An 18,592-nucleotide genomic window follows, 5' to 3' on the forward strand; every position below is an offset into this window, starting at 1 on the left:
TCTTGCACATGACTAAATGGCTTTCACCAACAAGGCCACCGCCACCACGATGGAAACGGCGGCGAAGCCTCGTTGTAAGTGTGGGCCCGCCAGCCGTGCCGCGATCAGACGGCCGCCGACCATCCCGACCAATGCGCCAGTGGAAAACGGAATGGCCACTGCCCACTGCAAGTGCCCGGCCGCAGAGCTTGCCGCAACGCCGGAAATTGAAACCAGCGCAATAATGGCAAGAGACGTAGCAAGCACCGACTGCGGTGTCAGATTGGTGTATCGCTGGAGCGCCGGCACCATCACAAAGCCCCCGCCCACGCCGAGCAAGCCGGACAGCCCTCCTGCGACAATGCCAGAGAGCGTGAGTGCCCATGCACACGGCCCCGTCCAGTTGAGCTTTCCCCGGTTCACATCCAATAGACATGGCGGCGGCTTGGAGGTGAAGGGGGCCTTCGATTCCGTGGAGGGCGATAGCGATCGTCGATATACCCGGAACGCAACGTACATCAGCACGAAGGCAAACATGATCGTCAACGGACGGTTAGGCGTGCGTTGCGCCAGCCAAAGGCCAAGTGGGGAACATACGATCCCCGCCCCTGCCGTTAAAAGCGCAGCTTTATAGCGGACGGTGCCGTTTTTGAGGCCCATCACGGCACCCAGGGTCGCGGCCAAACCGACCGCCAGTAAACCGATTGGCCCTGCCTCGGCCATGCTCAGTCCTGCTCCAAACACCAGTAACGGAACAGCCAGGATGCCCCCTCCGGCGCCGGTCAGCGCCAGAATGACCCCGACAGTGAGCCCAAGCAGTAAGACGACGATCATCTCAGTCTCCTTGTTTGCAGGCCTGATCTCATACGTCAGCCATCTCGGGTTTCGCCATCCACTCACGGCCCTTGAGCATTCCCTTCCAATACAGCGGTGGAAGAATCCGCTCCTTGAGCAGCCATGCCAGCCTCGACGGTCGGGTACCGTCAATCAGCCAGGATGGAAAGCTGGGGGCGACCTTGCCGCCATAGGTGAACTCAGCCAGTACGATCTTGCCGCGCTCGACCGTCAGCGGGCAGGAACCATAACCGTCGTAATGGGCGCTGCCTTTCGCTTTACCCATTGCCGCCAACACATTATGGGCGACGACTGGCGCCTGCTTGCGTGCCGCAGCCGCGGTTTTGGCGTTGCTGGAGTTGGCAGCGTCGCCCAGCGCGTGAATGTTGGCCCAGCTTTTGTGGCGCAAAGTGGCAGGGTCGACATCAATCCAGCCGGCCGCGTCAGCGAGAGGGCTGATCCGAATGAAATCCGGCGCAATCTGTGGTGGCACCACATGAAGCATATCGAAGTCACGCGTCACGACATGGGCGCTGCCATCCGGATTAACGCAGTTGAACGTTGCGGTCCGTGCCGGTCCATTCACGCTGGTGAGTGTGTTGCCGAAATTCAGGTCGATCCCATAGGCCGCGATGTATTCCATCAGTGCGGGCACGTAGTCGGGAACCCCGAACAGCACCGCGCCGGCGCTGCAAAACTCGATCTCGACGTTGTCCAGTACACCGCTACGTTTCCAATGATCGGCCGACAGGTACATGGCTTTTTGCGGCGCGCCGGCACATTTGATCGGCATGGGCGGTTGCGTGAAAACCGCCCGGCCACCACGCAGTTGCTGCACCAGTTCCCACGTATAGGGGGCCAGGTGATACAGGTAGTTTGAAGTCACACCGTTGCGGCCCAGGGTGTCCGACAACCCCTCGATGGCATGCCAATTGAGCTTCAGACCAGGGCACACGATCAGTTGTTCGTATTTAACGACTCTGCACCCATCGAGAATGACGGCATTTCTCTCGGGTTCGAAAGCGGCGACCGCCGATTTGATCCAATGCACACCGTGGGGGATGGTCGTACCCATCGTGCGCGCCGTTTGGGGCGCGTCGAAGACGCCACCGCCGACAAGTGTCCAGCCTGGCTGGTAGTAGTGCACATCTGCCGGATCGATGATGGCGACGTCGAGCCCAGGCTCTCGCGCCAGCAAACTGGATGCCGCCGCGATACCGGCCGCACCGCCGCCGATGATGACCACGGCATGCTGCGCCTCAGCCACTTCGACCGGCGTACGCCCCTGGTTGGCAATCCGGCGAATGACGCCTTTCATATCGAACCCGGCTTTTTTGGCCGTCTCGACGATGTGTGGCAGGGATTGTTTGCCCGCTTGTGACAGGGCCCACATCGTGGTCGAGCGCATGCCGGAACGGCAATAGGCCAACACGGGTTTTGGAAGCGTTTCAAGGAGCTTGCCGAAGGCAATACCTTGCTCATCAGTGACTTTGCCTGATTCCGCGGGAAGGTAATGCGCTTCGATGCCGACCGCTTCGGCGGCTCGTTTGATTTCGGCAAACAAGGGCTGATCACTGCCTTCGCCATCGGGACGGTTACACACGACGGTGCGAAAACCCGCTTCCTTTAGTTCAGCCAATTGGTTGGGAAAAATCTGTTCGGATACCGACAGTCCGGGCGCAAGGTGGCGAATGTCCATAAGTGACTCCGTTATGGGTATTTTTTCTTATGCGTTTTTTGGGGTAGGCAACGTCAGGCGACGTTGAGCGGGATTTTCAGGTAGCGCGTTCCGTTCGCTTCAGGCTCGGGAAAGTGCCCGGCGCGCATGTTGACCTGAACCGAAGGCAGGATCAGTGTCGGCATTTCCAGCGATGCATCACGCTTTGTGCGCATCGCCACAAACTCCTCCTCACTGATGCCGTTACGCACATGAACGTTGTGGTCGCGCTGGTCGGCGACGGTACTGACGAATTGCACCTCGCGGCCACCCGGCTGATAGTCGTGGCACATGTAGAGCAACGTATTGGCCGGCAGGCTCAGCACCTTGTTGATTGACTGGAACAACGTGCGCGCGTTGCCGCCGGGAAAGTCACAGCGTGCAGTACCGTAGTCGGGCATAAACAAAGTATCGCCAACGAATGCCGCCGTTTCGGTGCCGTCGCTGATCACATAAGTCATACAGGCCGGCGTATGGCCGGGTGTATGGAGTGCATGGCATTGCAGCGTGCCGATGGTGAACGGCTCGTCATTGACGAACAGGTGATCGAACTGACTTCCATCGCGGGGCATCTCGCCAGCGGTATTGAACAGCGTGCCAAACACCTCCTGCACCGTCGAAATCTGGCTGCCGATGCCTATTTTCCCACCAAGCTTTTCCTGCAGGTAGGGCGCTGCCGTCAGGTGGTCTGCGTGGACGTGGGTCTCGAGAATCCAGTCGACCCTCGCATTGAGTTCGTTCACCCTCGCAATCAATTTGTCGGCAGAGGTTGTGCCGGTGTGGCCGGACTTTGGGTCGTAATCCAGCACGCTGTCGATCAACGCGCAGTGGCGGGTCGCCTCATCCAGCACAAGATAGCTGACGGTATTGGTAGCAGAATCGAAGAATCCTTCGACGTGAAGTTTTACACTCATTGGCCTGTCTCCTTAGGGGCTTTTACCAAGCCGCTCACACTAAGGACTGACATAGCAATAAGTCTGCCAGACTCAGCCAGAGTCAAAACATGACCCTATCTACCTGATTTTGTTGGTTTTATTTTTTAAATACGGTTTTATTTTTTCTGTATCCATCTGGATTCACTGCCATTGGCAGTGCCTGTTGACAGAGGTGGCAGTGCCACAACAGGATGGATGGATTCTCAGGAGCCACGATGAAGACTTTCTTGCCCACCCCAACCCACCCACTCCCGCACTCGGATCAAGTGCAGTCACTGGTTTCGTTTCTTGAGCACGAACCACAGCCGATGATCGTGCTCGATCCTAACTACAACATCCTGGCTGCCAACACGGCCTATCAGCGGCAGTTTGGCAGCGCTGACAAGCCCTTTATCGGCCATAAGTGCTATCAAATCTCACACCACTACGACGTTCCTTGTGATCAGGCGGGTGAGAACTGTCCGATGAAAAAGGCCCAGGAAATGCGCGGACCGGATCGTGTCTTGCACATTCACCACACGCCTCGCGGCCCAGAGCACGTCGACGTCGAACTGCGCCCGATTCTGGACGAGCACGGCGTCATCACGGCCTATGTGGAGCGTCTCACGCTGGTACGCAGCGCCTCCGCGCGACCCAGCAATGAAGGCCTGGTTGGTCGCTCACCGGCTTTTAACCTTGCCTTGTCCGAGTTGCAGCGGGTGGCCCCATCCATGCTACCGGTACTGCTGCTGGGCGAGTCCGGTACGGGCAAAGAGCTGTTCGCCCGCGCCGTACATGAAAACAGCGACCGGGCCACGGGCCCCTTCGTCGTCGTCGACTGCTCGGGATTGCCCGAAACGTTGTTTGAGAGCGAACTGTTCGGCCATGAAAAAGGGGCATTCACCGGGGCCACCACGCGCAAGCCCGGACTGGTTGAAACGGCCCAGGGCGGCACCTTGTTTCTCGATGAGATTGGGGATGTTCCACTGGCCATGCAGGTGAAACTGTTGCGCCTGATCGAATCGGGCACCTATCGCCGTGTCGGCAGTGTCGAGACCCTTCACGCCAACTTCAGGTTAATTGCCGCGACCCACAAACCCCTGGAAAAAATGATGGAGAACGGTGAGTTCAGGCAGGACCTGTACTACCGCATCAGCGCCTTTCCGATTCAGTTGCCCCCCTTGCGCAACCGGGTTGAAGACATCGGTTTGCTTGCCAATTCATTTCTACAACGTGCCGGTACCGGCAAGCGCCGGCTGACAATAGAGGCGGAGGCTCTGACACAACTGCAGCGCCATTCCTGGCCCGGCAATATCCGCGAATTACGCAATGTGCTGGAAAGAGCCAGTCTGTTCGCTGACGATGGAGTGATCCGCTCCACACATTTACCCCAGGCATCCGTGGCGATATCTCCTCAGCCCCCCGCTTCAACGCCTTTCGACGGCAGCTCGCTGGCACAGACACTGGCGACCTTCAAAGGCACCCGCAGTGAACTGGCCAGGCACATGGGCATCAGCGAACGTACGCTGTACAGACGACTGAAAGAACAAGGTTTGGCCTGACCAATCGCACTCGCGCCCCACGACTGCCAACGACTGCCAATCGCTGCCACCCTGGCAGGTTGGCAGCGCGTTTACCCGCCAACGCCTGCCGCACCAGCTCACCATGATCACTAAGTAACTGTTTTTAAACGATAAAAACAGACGCCCTCCCCTTGGCATGCCGTGTGCTAACTGCAAGTCATGACCATTTCCGACAAACGACTTCGACGCCATCTGCTCACGGCAGTAGTGATCAAACTACTGGTGCTGACAGTGCTGTGGTGGCTGTTCATCCGGGATTCGCACGTCAGTGTCGACCCGAACATTATCGGCAACCGTTTCGGTGTACCCACCTCGACTCAAGGGGCAAGCAAGTGATTTCAGAACACCTGGTAGATTTGTCTCGGCTGCAGTTCGCAGCCACTGCGCTTTACCACTTTCTTTTCGTACCGCTCACGGTTGGCATGGTGTGGCTGTTGGTCATCATGGAAAGTGTCTATGTGATGACCGGCAATGTCATCTGGAAAGACATGACGCGCTTCTGGGGCAAGCTGTTCGGCATCAACTTCGCCCTGGGGGTGACAACCGGTATCACCCTGGAATTTCAGTTCGGTACCAACTGGGCGTATTACTCGCACTACGTGGGCGATATCTTCGGCGCGCCGCTGGCCATTGAAGGCCTGATGGCGTTCTTTCTTGAATCGACCATGATCGGCCTGTTCTTCTTTGGCTGGGATCGCCTGAAGAAAGAGCACCACTTGCTGGTCACGCTGCTGATGGCCATCGGTACCAACCTCTCGGCGCTGTGGATTCTGATCGCCAATGGCTGGATGCAGAACCCGGTGGGTTCAGAGTTCAGCTACATCACCATGCGCATGGAGATGGTCGATTTCTGGGCGGTGGTGTTCAACCCGGTGGCCCAGGCCAAGTTTGTGCACACGGTGTCCGCCGGTTATGTCACCGGTTCGATGTTCGTGTTGTCGATTTCCAGCTGGTACTTGCTCAAGCGTCGTGATGTCGAGTTCGCCAAGCGCAGTTTTCGGGTGGCGGCGGCTTTCGGCCTGGCCTCCGTGCTCAGCGTCATCGTGCTGGGGGATGAGTCGGGTTACACGGTGGGTGAGGCGCAGCAAACCAAGCTGGCGGCCATGGAAGCCATGTGGGAAACCAAACCCGCACCGGCAGGCCTGACCTTGCTGGCCAGCATCAATGAAGCCGAGTCCAGAAATAACTGGGAAGTCGACGTGCCGTGGGTGATGGGCTTGATCGGCACGCGCTCGGTCAGCAAGCAGATCCCTGGCATTCATGACATCAAAGAGAAAAACCGCGCGCGCATTCTGCGTGGCATTACCGCCGTCAATGCGCTTGAAGCCCTGCGGGCCGATCGCACCGATAAGGCGGCGTTCGAGACCTTCGAAGCCTACAAGGCGGACCTGGGCTTTGGCCTGCTGCTGAAAAAGTACGTTGAGGATGTCAACCAGGCCACGCCGGCTATTATCGACAAGGCAGTGAACGATACCGTGCCGCGCGTGACGCCGATGTTCTGGGGGTTCCGGATCATGGTCGCCCTTGGTTTTGCCATGCTCCTGCTGTTCGGGGTGGCCTTCTGGAGCACCTTGCAGTCGGCCTGCACACGCCGCCGCTGGCTGCTGCGTTGGGCGCTCTGCATGCTGCCTGCGCCCTGGATTGCCTGCGAGCTGGGCTGGTTCGTCGCTGAATACGGCCGTCAACCCTGGACCATCTACGGCGTGCTGCCCACTCACATGAGTGTCTCCACCCTTAGCGTCAATAACCTCTATGGCTCGCTGGCAGGCTTCGTCGCTTTCTACACCGTGCTGCTGGTGGTTGAAATGTTCCTGATGGTCAAGTTCGCCCGCCAAGGGCCCGGCAGCCTCGGAACCGGCCGTTATGCTCACGATGCCAACCTGAAGGAACTCCACCATGCTTGATTACGTCACCCTGAAAATTATCTGGTGGGCACTGGTCGGCGTACTGCTGATCGGCTTCGCCATCATGGACGGCCACGACATGGGGGTCGGCACCTTGCTGCCCTTTGTAGGCCGCACGGACCTGGAACGACGCGTCGCGATCAACACCGTCGGGCCGCACTGGGACGGCAACCAGGTGTGGTTCATCACTGCCGGCGGCGCACTGTTTGCGGCGTGGCCGGTGGTGTATGCCACCGCGTTCAGCGGGTTTTACTGGGCGATGATTCTGGTTCTCTGGGCGCTGTTCTTCCGCCCGGTGGGTTTTGACTATCGCAGCAAGATTCACAACGCCAAATGGCGCAGCACCTGGGACTGGGGTCTGTTCATCGGCGGGGCCGTGCCGCCGCTGGTGTTCGGCATCGCGTTCGGTAACTTGTTGCAAGGCGTACCGTTCCACTTCAACGACATGCTGGTATCGACTTACACCGGGAGTTTCTGGCAACTGCTGAACCCTTTCGCGCTGCTGACCGGCGTGGTGAGCAGTGCCATGATCACCCTGCAAGGCGGTACTTATCTGGCGCACCGCACTGAAGGCGTGATCCAGTCCCGTGCCATCAAGGGCGGGGTTGGCGCGGCGCTGGTGCTGCTGTGCACATTCGTCATTGCCGGCGTCTGGCTGCAATCGATCGACGGCTATCGCATTACCTCGGTGGTGGATATCGCCGGGCTGCCGGACATTCTCAACAAGACCGTGGTACGCGAAGCCGGCGCCTGGATGGCCAACTATGGTCATTATCCTGTGTTGTGGCTGCTGCCGGCGCTTGGCTTGGCGGGCGCCGCCGGTGCCGCGCTGTTGCTGCTGATGCGCCGCACACTGGCCGCGTTTGTCGCTTCGTCGCTCGCGGTGATCGGGGTGATCAGCACCGCCGGTGTATCGATGTTCCCCTTCGTCATGCCGTCGTCAACGGTGCCTGCGGCCAGCCTGACCGTGTGGGACAGCGTCTCCAGTCATTTAAGCCTGGCCATCATGTTCTGGGCCACGTTGATCTTCATGCCGCTGATCGTGATTTACACCTCGTGGGCTTACCGCGTCATGCGCGGCAAGGTCACCGTCGCGCAAATCAAAGCCAACGAACATTCCGCCTACTAAGTGACGGCATAGGAGTAATAAACATGTGGTATTTCGCCTGGATGCTGGGGGTCGGTTTCGCATTGCTACTGGCCATATTGAATGCGATGTGGGGTGAGAACGAAGCTGGCCGCGCCATGAGCGACAATGACGAGACACTGTCATGACGCCGGGTGTCGCGACGCCCCCGCCCTCCTCACACATTCAAGTGCCGAGTTTGGTTATCGCATTAGTCATCATGCTCGCGTGTACGCTCTACCCTCCCATGATGGTCTCCCCCGATGGGAAGCCTGACCATGCGCTGGCGACTGCATTGTTCGTCGCCATGAGCGTGGCCTTTGTGAGAGGTGTGGGTTTTGTCCCGCGGATGCTTGTCTGGCGGTGGCTGTTCTCAGGCTGGACCTGCTTTGCGGCACTTGCAGTGGCCGGCTGGGTCAAGTTTCTGCATTGAGGGCTGACGGCTGAACCTTCACACAAGGAGCCGGAGCCTCAAGACAACCGAACGTTGATCTTGTCTTCACTCCCGTGCCGTGGAGGGCACCGCACAAAAGCCAATCGAAAAATGCTGCAGCCGGCGGGACTTCGGAAAGAGCTCCGAATCCGCCGGCATCGGCAGGCACGTTTGAGATCGCCCCCTTGCTGCCGCATCAGTGCCTCCCTATCTCACGCAAGGTGAGCCGGGCATGCGCTATCAATGGAGAGGCAACAACGATTAGCCGCTCTCTTGAACAGTATCCCGCCAGCCCCTTCAGCGCCTGTCCAGATAACGGAACAGTTCCTCCTCCTGGTCAAAGTGCAACTGCACCAGGGTATCCAGGCGAATTAACTGATGCTGAATCTCTTCGGCGGGAACCGTGGTCGGGTCGGCACTGAAGTCGCTGCTCATGCGCGCCAGCAAATGGATGTGGCGAAAAATCTCGCGGTGTCCATAGCTCAGTGCCGACAAGGGGTCCTCGCCCGGCATGCTCAGGGTCAGCAGCGGATACAGAGTGTTTTCATCGTCCCGTTCATGGCTGGCCAGGGAGGCTTGCAGTGTGTCGACCAGTTCCTGCAGATCGGTCTGCGCCTGCTCAAGCGGGCGCCGGGCGAAATCGCCGGCCAGTTGATGCAGATCACTCAACACAGTGGCGAGTTGACTGTGTTCGTCCTGCAGTCGATCAATGTGCTCGCCGGCCAGTCGTCGCAGGCCCGGTCCTGCCGAAGACCCCAACGCACGCAACGCATTAATGATGATGAACACGTCGATGACTTCCTGAACCACGGCGCCGGCGAGTGGCGGCAGGTAACCGAGGGCGGCCACCGTCATCGCCAGCAGCGACAGTCCCATGCCGGCCAGCACGCCTTGCAGCGCGATATGGCGGGTACGGCGGGCAATCTCCAGTGCCTCGACCAGACGGTCCAGGCGATCCACCAACAGCACAACACCCGCCGCTTCCGCAGAGGCCGTGGCACCACTGGCCCCCATGGCCACACCAACGGTGGCCGCCGCCAGCGCAGGCGCGTCGTTGATGCCGTCACCGACCATCAGCGTGCTGGCGCGCGTACAGCCCTCTTGTACGGCACGCACCTTGTCCTCCGGGGTCAACCCGGCACGCAGTTCGTCGATGCCGGCAGACAACGCAATCATTTCGGCCGTTTCCAGGCGATCACCCGTGAGCATGACAATTCGTTCGATACCGCTGTTGCGCAGCCGGCGAAGGGTTTGTGGGGTTTCCCGACGCAGGCTGTCCGAGAAAACCAGCAGGCCGGCAAGGTTCCCATCCACTTCGACGAAGCTTCCACCGCAGGCCGAATAATCCATCTGGCGCAGCATCGCGGTGGCCCAATCGCTGACAGAGGCCTCGGTATGAGCAAAAGACAGCGTGCCGAGACGCACTCGCTTCCCCTCAATCAGCCCACACAGCCCGGAGCCCGGGCTTTCTTCAACCGCTTGCGGGGCGCTGAGCGGCAATCGGAGCTGGCGCGCTGCGTCGACGATGGCCTGGGAGATGGGGTGCACCGAGGCCTGTGCCAGCGAAGCGGCCAGGCCCAGCAGGTGCTGTGGATCGACCTGGCCATTGACCTCAACCGACTGCAGGCGGGCGTGACCACTGGTCAAGGTGCCAGTCTTGTCGAGAAACAGCTGTTTGGCCCCTGCCAGCGCTTCCAGAGTGGCGCCGTCCTTGATGAGAATGCCGCGCCGCGCTGCCCTGGAGATACCGGACATGATGGCGATCGGCACCGCCAGGATCAAAGGACAGGGCGTGGCAACCACCAGAACCGCCAGCGCCCGTAGAGGGTCTCCACTCCATAGCCAGGCCAGCCCGGCCATGAGCAGCGTCAGCGGAATGAAGAGCAAGGCGTAACGGTCGGCCAGACGCACGAAAGGCGCGCGCGATCGCCGTGCTGCCTCGGCCAGCCGCACGACACCGGCGTAAGTACTCTGCGCCGCCGTCTGCGTCGCCAACAGCTGGAGCGGCGCGCCGGCATTGGCGACACCACTGCGCAACACCTCGCCTTCCCGGCGGGTGACCGGCAACGACTCACCGCTGAGCGCCGACTCGTCCAGCGTTGCCGTGGGGCTGAGCAGACGGCCGTCGACGGGGACCACCTCCCCCAGGCGTACAAGCAGCGTCTGACCCGGCTGGATCTGCTCGACCGGTATCTGGCGCAAGTCGTTCGGTTCCTGCAGCCAGGCAAAGCGCGGCGCCCGGTCGACCAGTGCACGCAGCTCGCGGTCGGCGCGTTGCGCGGTGAAAAATTCGAGGGTACGCCCGGAAGCCAGCATCAAGGCAATGACCGCCGCCACCAGCATCTGCTCAAACACCAGGGCCGCGCCGATTGACAACAGCGCAATCAAGTCCACGCCGGCCTCGCGCCGGGCCAGGCGCCTGACAATCTCCACCAGCAGCACCACGGCCATGACCAGGCTCCCGGAGAGCCAGCACATCGCCGCCCAGTCAGGCTTCTGAGCAACCTGCGCAATGCCGCCCGCCAGCAGTGTCAGGGCAGTCAGCAGCAATAGCGCAGGGTCCAGCCACTTGTTGGACATCGTTGTAGGTTCCTCAAAAGGGATGCGTCATCGTGCCGAGTCACTGCGCCCCGTTGATTCTAGTGACTTCGCAGCGATCGCTTTTTTTAATTCAAGGGGACCGACGCGCTTTTTTTGCCTGGGGGGTGTTATCGAGTGACTGACAACGCATCGTGGTTGCCGCTGGTCGTAGCCAGATTTCTGGAGATTTCTATTTGTCGCCGGACTGCGCTGGGCGGCGTGAACATAGCGAATACTCAATGAATCCGACAAACAACTTGTGTTGAAGAGTATTGAGGAAGAGGGATTGTTGTCGTTTGTGACAGGTAGCAAACGGCCGTTTCGGATGATTCAATTTTTCAACAGAATCGGCCAAAAGCTGCCGGTCGGATCGCGTTGAACGTCAACCAGGCTTCCCAGCCCCATCGCCCACTGGCGGTACTGTTGCGCGCGCAGGCCCGTGTACCGCACTCTCCCTCTTTCAAACATATTGCGATGGATAGCACTGGGGGAACGGGGATGTTCGGCACACTGTTCAAACGCATCGACAAAGGCAAGATCGCTTCGCCACTTTCTCATATGACCTCAGCGGTCTGCGCGAGCGAGACATCAACGTTGCCCGTTACGGCCAATGATCCGGTCACACGGCCTGCCTTTAATGAGTTGGCTCAGCATGTACTTCAAGACTCGCGGACAGCCAAATGATCGCAGACGGACTTTCGCTGCTCATCGACTATGGCACCTACCTGCTTCCTGGTCTTGGCCTCTTCGCCCTCTGGTTCTGTCTGACGCCGAAGACACAGCTTGGTTTGCGCATCGTTATCCTGCTGCTTGGCTTCGTCCTGATGCGCGACCTGATGACCCCGCTGCGCTTATGGTCCCTGAGTGGCGACGTGCAGATCAGCTTCATTTCGAATCCGTTTGTCTTGGCCACACTGGGCGTGCTGTCGCTGGCTGTCGTCGCCGCGCTGGCAAGGATCGCTCCAGAACTATGGAAACTCATCGCCTGGAGCCAGGGCAATCGGGTTGTCGGGCTCACTCTGGGCATCGCGGCAGGGTTGGCGATCGGCGTTCCGCTGCGCCTTTATCAAGGAATCGATACTGCCGGGATCGCGGGTTATTGGCCTTGGCTGCCAAGCATGGTCGTGCTGGCTTTCGGTGGTAATGCGCTCGAAGAGGTGCTGTTTCGCGGCATCCTGCAAGGTCACCTCGAACACCATACCTCTGCACTGCGAGCAGCCCTGATCAGCGCTGTCGCCTTCGCGGCCTGCCATTCGTTCCTGGCGCTAACCGTCACCCGGATTGGCTGGCCGATTTTATTGTTCACGCTGGTTGAGGGCCTGACCTGTTCTTTCATCCGCATGCGCTACGGGGTAGACGCCGCCACAGCCGCACACGGGACCGCAATATTACTCATTGCCACGCCCATGTGATTGATGACAGGCGGGTAGCGCTGTTCTCCCGCAGAAGACTGGCGGTTCAGGGTCGCTAATAGCCCTTCGCAACAGTCACGAATCGGCCAGAAGCGGACGCCACAGCAGCTTTCGCCCTTTTCTGCTTTTCATTTTTCTCCGAAGCAAACACTCCGGAAGCGACATAGGTCTCGTTGTTATACATGGGCGATGTTCAACAGCCCTGAATGACCACAGGACTCTCATCAGCCCTTTGCAGTCATTACACCCCCATCCGCTTTGATAACGGCACATCTAACAAGATTGTTGTTACACGCACGTCAGCGTAGTACTGTTTCGATCAACGCAGATATCGGCCATCTTCGAACGACGAGAAGCGTGGCGGCTGGTGTTTTTAATGGATTATTTACCGAAAAGCGAGACGCATTATGTACTACCACGTAATCGTAGAAACCAGTGAAAAGAACAAGAAAGGCGATTATGAGCGCTGCTATGAATTAAATTGTGTAGATCTCGATGAAATAGTCGAATTGATTGCTAGGCCGTACTCCGAAAACAAGAGAATTTATATTAATGGTAGATATGTTGAGCATAATCAGATTCGCCTACTAAAGATAAAACCTCAGATCAAACCTTAGGCGAACTGTCCGAAATTGCACAAAGATCAGTCGGGCCCGGTGTGTTTTTTGTCTATACCCAGATTACTGTTGTTAATAGTGAAAAATACGTCAAAGACATTACAAAAGACGTGCTCAAATCAGTAGGTGAAATTCTAAAATCTAATACTCAAGCGTCACAACCGAAGCAAACTGAAAAGAAAAGCGTTTTCATCGTTCACGGAAGAGATAGCCTGGCAAAAACCGAGGCTGCGCGTTTTGTCGAAAAACTTGGATTTAAAGCTGTAATTCTCCATGAGCAGGTAAGCGCAGGTAAAACAATTATTGAAAAAATCGAAGAGCACACCAACGTAGGGTTTGCCCTAATCTTATATACACCTTGTGACAAAGGCGGCATTGCTGGTGTAGAAGATCAGAAATTTCGTGCGCGACAGAATGTTATTTTCGAACACGGATATATGATCTCAAAGCTCGGCCGCGAAAATGTTTGCGCCTTGATCAAGGGCGACGTTGAAGTTCCAAACGACATCAGTGGCGTTGTTTACGTTTCGCTTGACGATCATGGTGCGTGGCATTACGCCGTTGCAAAGGAACTGCGGAATTCGGGTTACGCTGTTGATATGAACGACATTTAGTCAATTTTATTTGATTGATCACCCTCCCGAGAACTGACTATGCTTCCCTACGCGCTTCGACACCCGGATTTGCTGTCTCTTCACTGTTCAGAGACGATACTTTCCAGTCGTGTAACGCCGTTTTCGGAGTGATTGTCCTAGATCTAGGTTTGCCGGTGAACGGCCGCTTCGGAATAGCTGCGGCCTTTATCGAGCCTCAGCTACCGCCTATAAGCTTTGGCTGGTAAATAGCCCTATTGGCTGTTTCACTGCTAGATCGCCCCCCTCACACATGACCTTCCAATGGAGATATTAATACATGTCTGACATTACCTCGATAGTCACAGAACTGTCCTCACTAGTTGGGAGCACAAAGGACTTTGCGAACTCTGCTTTTACTACTTCGTTGGTGGGGGCTTTAGCAGGGGCTTTTGCCGGTGCAGTAGCGGCGCAACGCGTCGCGGAGAAGGGGAAGTTTAGAGAGGAACGTATAAAAGAGTTTCACCATACAAACTCTGCGCTAGCACTCTCCATGGCCGCAACTAACGTCGCAATGGCGCTTAAAAAGCAGCATGTCAAGAACTTGAAGGATTCTTATGATGAGGATCAACAACGTTTCTTGGAATTCAAAACGAAAATTCGAAAAGGCGAAATTGATGCAAAAACACCTTTTGAATTATCACCTAACTTATTGTTTTTAAAAAAATATCTCCGCCTGTGGGCTCTCTTCAGGAAATAATCTTAAGCCGCCTGCTTGTTGTGGGAAGAGCTATTCCAGCTGTAACCGCACTCGCCGATGCGGTTACGAATCTGAATGGGGCTCTGACCAAGCGAAACGAGCTTCTTGAAAGATTCCAGAATAAGCAGTTTCCCGAGGGGGCCAGCTTTGAGCATATGTATCTTGGGTTGAGGTATGGAAGTGGACACACAAATCAAGAGTACATGGGATACATACAGGCAATCTCTTCCTATACGGATGACGTAATTTTTTTCTGTATCAAGTTGTGCGAGGACTTGGAAGTCCACGGCAAAACTCTTAATAAGCGCTATAAGTCTAAATTGCGAGGAGCTCCCCCACGTTTAACGACATTGAACTTTGAGCAATCCTACAAAGAAGGATGGATACCGAAGGACGAAGAATATGAGAAATGGCTTTCCGGATTTCACAATCGTCCCCCAGCGCAAAAAAAAGGATGGCTTTCCCTGAATCCGAGAAAATGGTTCACCTAAAACCAATGTTGCTTATTTATCTAGCAATATTCAGCGCGCATCGTTCTAGTTCGTAACAATCGAGTTCTGACTCAGAGTTGCCCACAGTAACGCCAGTCATCCGAAGAACATGATGCGAACGCGTCTACGAGACTCCTAGGAGTTTCTTCGCGATCTCATCAGTTTGCTCAACTGATATTTCTTTGACTGGTCCGAACTCAGTCCCTCCACCCTTAAGAGTACCAGCGACATGAAAATGGACGTGGCTGATTGCTTGTCCGGCAGGAACGCCATTGTTCTGCCACACTGCGATTCCGGGTTTAGAGTAGGCTAGGTTTATCAACCTGGCCGCATTCCGCACCTCAACAGCGATAGCGGCAGCTTCAGAATCTGTAAGTTCGAGTATGGATGGCACATGCCTCAGCGGTAAGACGAGTAGGTGCGGGTGTCCTCTCTGCTCACGCGTCACGAAAGTGGCCGTATCCGCCGTCCGAGATAGAATCGTGTACGGGCGTTCCCCCCTAAGATAGGCGCAGAACGGACATCCATCATTTTCGGGAAGATCAATACTTGAGTCGTTGTTCATGACGATCGCAGTGATGATAAAAAGGATTGAAGTTCTAGTCGATCAAGCCTTTTGTAATCTTCAGGTCTGACGACAATTCGAAGCTCATCGCAAATTTTTGAACTGCGAGATGCGAACATAAAAGAAAGAATGGTTAAGCGGATCGCATCCTGTGCGGGGACAATGCTGGAAAGTCGGGCTTGCCCACCGCCGATGACGGGCACTGAGACAGCTCCCCCGTTAGCATGTTTAGAAACTTCATCCCACAGCAAAAGAAGGCTTTTCCATACCTTATCGGGCGTTGAGCGAGCCGTGTTGTTGGTGTCCATTTCGCAGTAGGCAAGAAAAAAAATCAACCTCGCTGATTGTTTGACAGTTGCAATTGTACCCACTCCATACTGCAGCTGCTTTCCACTTTTTTTTATGCTTCCTACCGTCGGTTTGCCTATCAAGGCGCTCGCTAGCGTCGCGTCAAGCTCTTTCAGGTCGCCGCCGTACAGTCTCTGTAATGCTTGGCCCTGTAAGCTTTCTTGGGAAATGATCACTGGCGTTTCAGTGTCGAAAGTGTCATTCGTACCGATAACAATGTGCTTCGTCTCGTCGAGTATATTGCCCTTGACGATGGTTATCTTGGTATTGGGCACACTGTAGTCTTGAGCTATTGGCCTAGGCCATGACCAGATAAGTCCTGCTATTACAGAAATAGCAACAGTCAGGATCAAAAAAGGACTGCCTTGGAAAACTGTGAACGTTGGGATGGTCACGTTAAGCGTTTGTAGGACGGTCGACAGTCCTCCGAAAACTGCAAACGATATTATTAGGAAATGGCGCCAGAAACGCCAAGTCCTCAAATCCTGGAGTATTGCCACTTACAACCCCAACTCTTTGTACACTTCGGGCTTGTATTGATATGGTCCTTTCTTGTCGCTAGTTGCGAAGGAACTAGCATAATTATTAAGTGCATACATTATAATTTTCGGTTGATATGAAACCGAGAGGGTGTAATACTTTTTGGTCAGCAGTGGAACGGGAATATAGTTCTCGTCAATATTTCTATCTTGATCCAGATTGACCACTACTACTGGAAGGTTGAACTCAATAATAACTTCAATTTCGTAAGCCAAGAAGGACGCACCGTCGCTCCCCTTGCGTTTTCCATCCTTGCTCCCCAGCAGCACCACCTGTTTTGCATTTTTCATCCGCTCACGCAGATTCCGCTTTATCGTCTCTGGCTTACTGGTGTCTCGAGCGATGAAAAGGTCATGCGCGTCAAAAAAATCGAACTCTATGTGTTCGCTAGCTTTCCATGCCTCCATCATACGGTATTTACCGATATCTTCACTGGCAAAAGCCACATATGTCTTGTTTCGATAGCTCATAAACTCTCCATGTACGCTGCAGCTACTAGGGAGACAATTTAATATCACAGTCTGACAAATACTTCAGCTCTTGTTGATCCTGAATTCGCCCGGACGAAGTCGAATGTCTGCTTTTGGCCGGTTGCTGACCATCACGACCGGCTGAAAACGGCCAGGATCAGACATCCGCCCCAGCATTCCGCCCAGAGAATGCTCCCTGAAGCCCCCCCTTGGCGCAGTGACAACTCACATGCCAGTCGTTATTCGCTGGGCCTGCGTTCAGTCGCTAGCGTCGCCTCTGAATTGGCTTCGCGACTGCTGTTATACGCTGCAAAATACCGACCTAACTGGCGTCCAAATCGGATACAGGGCTTTTCAATTACGAACCAGGAAATACTGGCCAACGCAAGAGAAACGGCGATCGTAACAGCCTGATTTGCATGAATGCTGAAATTCGGGAATTCGGCGGCTATAACCTTTTGTATTGGCCATCCGAAGACATACACACCATACGAAAAGTCGCCTGGAAGCCGCAATGCCTTGATTGGACCGGTGGTCATCAGCCAAAGCGCAGTCATCAAAAATGCCGGATAAAACACAAACTGGAACGCCGATCCATGCCGAAATATCCAAGCGAAGAGGATTAAGCCGGAAACCACACGGATATTGATACTTGCCTGGTCCTTATAAAGCGCAAGGAGAGCACCAAAAGCAAAAAAGGCCGGGAGGCGCCCACCAATGTCTATGTTCATCAGACCAATCAGTTGAATGTCTTGCGGGAAAAACATTGAAGTCACAAGAATTGCGATGAGAACCACCGTCGCGAAGAGCCTATGACGGAATACCCCACAGAGTCCTGCAGCCAGCAACATGGCGTACATAATAAGCTCATACCGGATCGTCCAAATAGATCCATTGGTCAGCGGGAAGTTGCTGTTTTCAAACACACCAGGCAATGAGTATTGGATATAGGGGTGCCGGAATATTTCTGAAAAAACGGTACTGTCAGCAAAATAACTATTCAACGGCAGTGTGGTGAGCATCGGTCCAAGCAATAAGACGCAAGCGGCCGCACTAACCAGGATGGCTGGGAACACCCGAAAAAACCGTGCCAGTATAAAATCAAGCGGTGAACTATTGTTTATCCAGCTATTCGTTACAAGAATACCGCTTAAGAAAAAGAAGAACTCAACGGCCAGCGATCCCGAATAGTCAAACCCAAGCAAACCCCCGATAGGCTCTGTCGTCGCGGCCCCAGGAACGAGAGCGTAAGCATGCCCCCAGATGACCGCACATGCAGCGACGAGGCGCAGCAAATCCGCATTGTTATTGTCCCTGAGCAGAGCGTAATTCAGTTTCATTGAAAGGCTCTCGGAATGTGTGCGCGGTGGCAGGACCCGATAACCATCCTGGCAAACTTGCCAGTTGTGGTAGATGTGTCCGATAAGGACTGAGTGTAGACGGCGCCTCAACGCGACTGCTGAACATGAAAAAAAAGACATGTTACATATTCGCAATCCTGGCCCAAGACCAACCCAACTCTGACACACACGTTGCCTCTATTCCTGACCGATACATCTATCCCAAACCAGAACAAAAGAATGCCAAAGATCTGGCGCGATTTAGTTGACTACTTTCGGTCTATTACTGCCCTTCGAGACGGACAACAACCGGCCAATAATAATCTCCCGGTTGCATACATTAATTTAAGTGCCGATTGGCGAGTGCTATCGAACCCTCGGTCCGCAATAACTTTCAATCACTCAGA

The 18,592-nt window shown here is 55.5% G+C and carries 17 protein-coding genes; 9 read left to right on the forward strand and 8 right to left on the reverse strand.

Annotated features, from left to right (window positions below; genetic code table 11):
• Positions 1–12 precede the first annotated feature (12 nt).
• Genes AC1Q6D_RS04290 through AC1Q6D_RS04300 form a run of 3 tightly spaced genes read right to left on the reverse strand, consistent with a single transcriptional unit; the run spans position 13 to position 3,444 of the window.
• Positions 13–813, reverse strand: coding sequence for a sulfite exporter TauE/SafE family protein (locus tag AC1Q6D_RS04290; RefSeq protein WP_103406899.1), 801 nt, complete (start codon positions 811–813; stop codon positions 13–15).
• A gap of 28 nt (positions 814–841) precedes the next feature.
• Positions 842–2,512 carry a bifunctional protein tyrosine phosphatase family protein/NAD(P)/FAD-dependent oxidoreductase gene (locus AC1Q6D_RS04295; protein ID WP_103406898.1) on the reverse strand — a complete coding sequence of 557 codons (1,671 nt, stop codon included), beginning with the start codon at positions 2,510–2,512 and terminating at the stop codon, positions 842–844.
• A gap of 53 nt (positions 2,513–2,565) precedes the next feature.
• Positions 2,566–3,444, reverse strand: coding sequence for an MBL fold metallo-hydrolase (locus AC1Q6D_RS04300; RefSeq protein ID WP_103406897.1), 879 nt, complete (start codon positions 3,442–3,444; stop codon positions 2,566–2,568).
• A gap of 236 nt (positions 3,445–3,680) precedes the next feature.
• Between AC1Q6D_RS04300 and AC1Q6D_RS04305 the strand changes: the two genes are divergently transcribed.
• The 6 genes from AC1Q6D_RS04305 to AC1Q6D_RS04330 all read left to right on the forward strand — a co-directional run bounded on the left by AC1Q6D_RS04305 (position 3,681) and on the right by AC1Q6D_RS04330 (position 8,490).
• Positions 3,681–5,006, forward strand: a complete 1,326-nt coding sequence (locus tag AC1Q6D_RS04305) for a sigma-54 interaction domain-containing protein (protein WP_458960005.1) — start codon at positions 3,681–3,683, stop codon at positions 5,004–5,006.
• 180 nt (positions 5,007–5,186) lie between these two features.
• Positions 5,187–5,363: a cytochrome oxidase putative small subunit CydP gene (gene cydP / locus AC1Q6D_RS04310; RefSeq protein ID WP_047530293.1), complete on the forward strand. Its 177-nt coding sequence runs from the start codon at positions 5,187–5,189 to the stop codon at positions 5,361–5,363.
• On the forward strand, positions 5,360–6,931 hold the full coding sequence (locus AC1Q6D_RS04315) for a cytochrome ubiquinol oxidase subunit I (protein ID WP_103404961.1): 1,572 nt from the start codon (positions 5,360–5,362) through the stop codon (positions 6,929–6,931). The genes cydP and AC1Q6D_RS04315 overlap by 4 nt, the downstream gene beginning before the upstream one ends.
• Positions 6,924–8,060: a cytochrome d ubiquinol oxidase subunit II gene (gene cydB / locus AC1Q6D_RS04320; RefSeq protein WP_103404962.1), complete on the forward strand. Its 1,137-nt coding sequence runs from the start codon at positions 6,924–6,926 to the stop codon at positions 8,058–8,060. Before AC1Q6D_RS04315 ends, cydB begins: the two co-directional genes overlap by 8 nt.
• A 23-nt stretch (positions 8,061–8,083) precedes the next feature.
• Positions 8,084–8,206 (forward strand): cytochrome bd-I oxidase subunit CydX, encoded by a 123-nt coding sequence (gene cydX, locus AC1Q6D_RS04325; RefSeq protein WP_047530299.1) that lies wholly within the window; start codon positions 8,084–8,086, stop codon positions 8,204–8,206.
• Positions 8,203–8,490 (forward strand): cyd operon YbgE family protein, encoded by a 288-nt coding sequence (locus tag AC1Q6D_RS04330; RefSeq protein ID WP_047530301.1) that lies wholly within the window; start codon positions 8,203–8,205, stop codon positions 8,488–8,490. Before cydX ends, AC1Q6D_RS04330 begins: the two co-directional genes overlap by 4 nt.
• A 297-nt stretch (positions 8,491–8,787) precedes the next feature.
• Here the strand turns inward: AC1Q6D_RS04330 and AC1Q6D_RS04335 are convergent, their stop codons facing one another.
• Positions 8,788–11,070 (reverse strand): heavy metal translocating P-type ATPase, encoded by a 2,283-nt coding sequence (locus AC1Q6D_RS04335; protein WP_103404963.1) that lies wholly within the window; start codon positions 11,068–11,070, stop codon positions 8,788–8,790.
• A 680-nt stretch (positions 11,071–11,750) separates the two neighbouring features.
• Here AC1Q6D_RS04335 and AC1Q6D_RS04340 point away from each other — a divergent pair.
• The 3 genes from AC1Q6D_RS04340 to AC1Q6D_RS04350 all read left to right on the forward strand — a co-directional run bounded on the left by AC1Q6D_RS04340 (position 11,751) and on the right by AC1Q6D_RS04350 (position 14,431).
• Positions 11,751–12,482, forward strand: a complete 732-nt coding sequence (locus AC1Q6D_RS04340) for a CPBP family intramembrane glutamic endopeptidase (RefSeq protein ID WP_103404964.1) — start codon at positions 11,751–11,753, stop codon at positions 12,480–12,482.
• A 658-nt stretch (positions 12,483–13,140) separates the two neighbouring features.
• The gene (locus tag AC1Q6D_RS04345) at positions 13,141–13,713 is read left to right on the forward strand and encodes a TIR domain-containing protein (RefSeq protein ID WP_256590292.1); all 573 of its coding nucleotides are present in this window, start codon (positions 13,141–13,143) and stop codon (positions 13,711–13,713) included.
• 298 nt (positions 13,714–14,011) lie between these two features.
• Positions 14,012–14,431 (forward strand): hypothetical protein, encoded by a 420-nt coding sequence (locus AC1Q6D_RS04350; protein ID WP_103404966.1) that lies wholly within the window; start codon positions 14,012–14,014, stop codon positions 14,429–14,431.
• 615 nt (positions 14,432–15,046) lie between these two features.
• Here the strand turns inward: AC1Q6D_RS04350 and AC1Q6D_RS04355 are convergent.
• The 4 genes from AC1Q6D_RS04355 to AC1Q6D_RS04370 form a co-directional block, all read right to left on the reverse strand.
• The gene (locus tag AC1Q6D_RS04355; RefSeq protein WP_103404968.1) at positions 15,047–15,487 is read right to left on the reverse strand and encodes an HIT family protein; all 441 of its coding nucleotides are present in this window, start codon (positions 15,485–15,487) and stop codon (positions 15,047–15,049) included.
• The gene (locus AC1Q6D_RS04360) at positions 15,484–16,110 is read right to left on the reverse strand and encodes a macro domain-containing protein (RefSeq protein WP_146041506.1); all 627 of its coding nucleotides are present in this window, start codon (positions 16,108–16,110) and stop codon (positions 15,484–15,486) included. The genes AC1Q6D_RS04355 and AC1Q6D_RS04360 overlap by 4 nt, the downstream gene beginning before the upstream one ends.
• Before the next feature lie 225 nt (positions 16,111–16,335).
• Entirely contained in the window at positions 16,336–16,845 is a 510-nt protein-coding gene (locus AC1Q6D_RS04365) for a TIR domain-containing protein (RefSeq protein WP_103404970.1), read from the reverse strand.
• 239 nt (positions 16,846–17,084) lie between these two features.
• Positions 17,085–18,185: an acyltransferase family protein gene (locus AC1Q6D_RS04370; RefSeq protein WP_158249398.1), complete on the reverse strand. Its 1,101-nt coding sequence runs from the start codon at positions 18,183–18,185 to the stop codon at positions 17,085–17,087.
• Positions 18,186–18,592: the final 407 nt, after the last annotated feature.

This window comes from Pseudomonas sp. MT92, assembly GCF_058792515.1.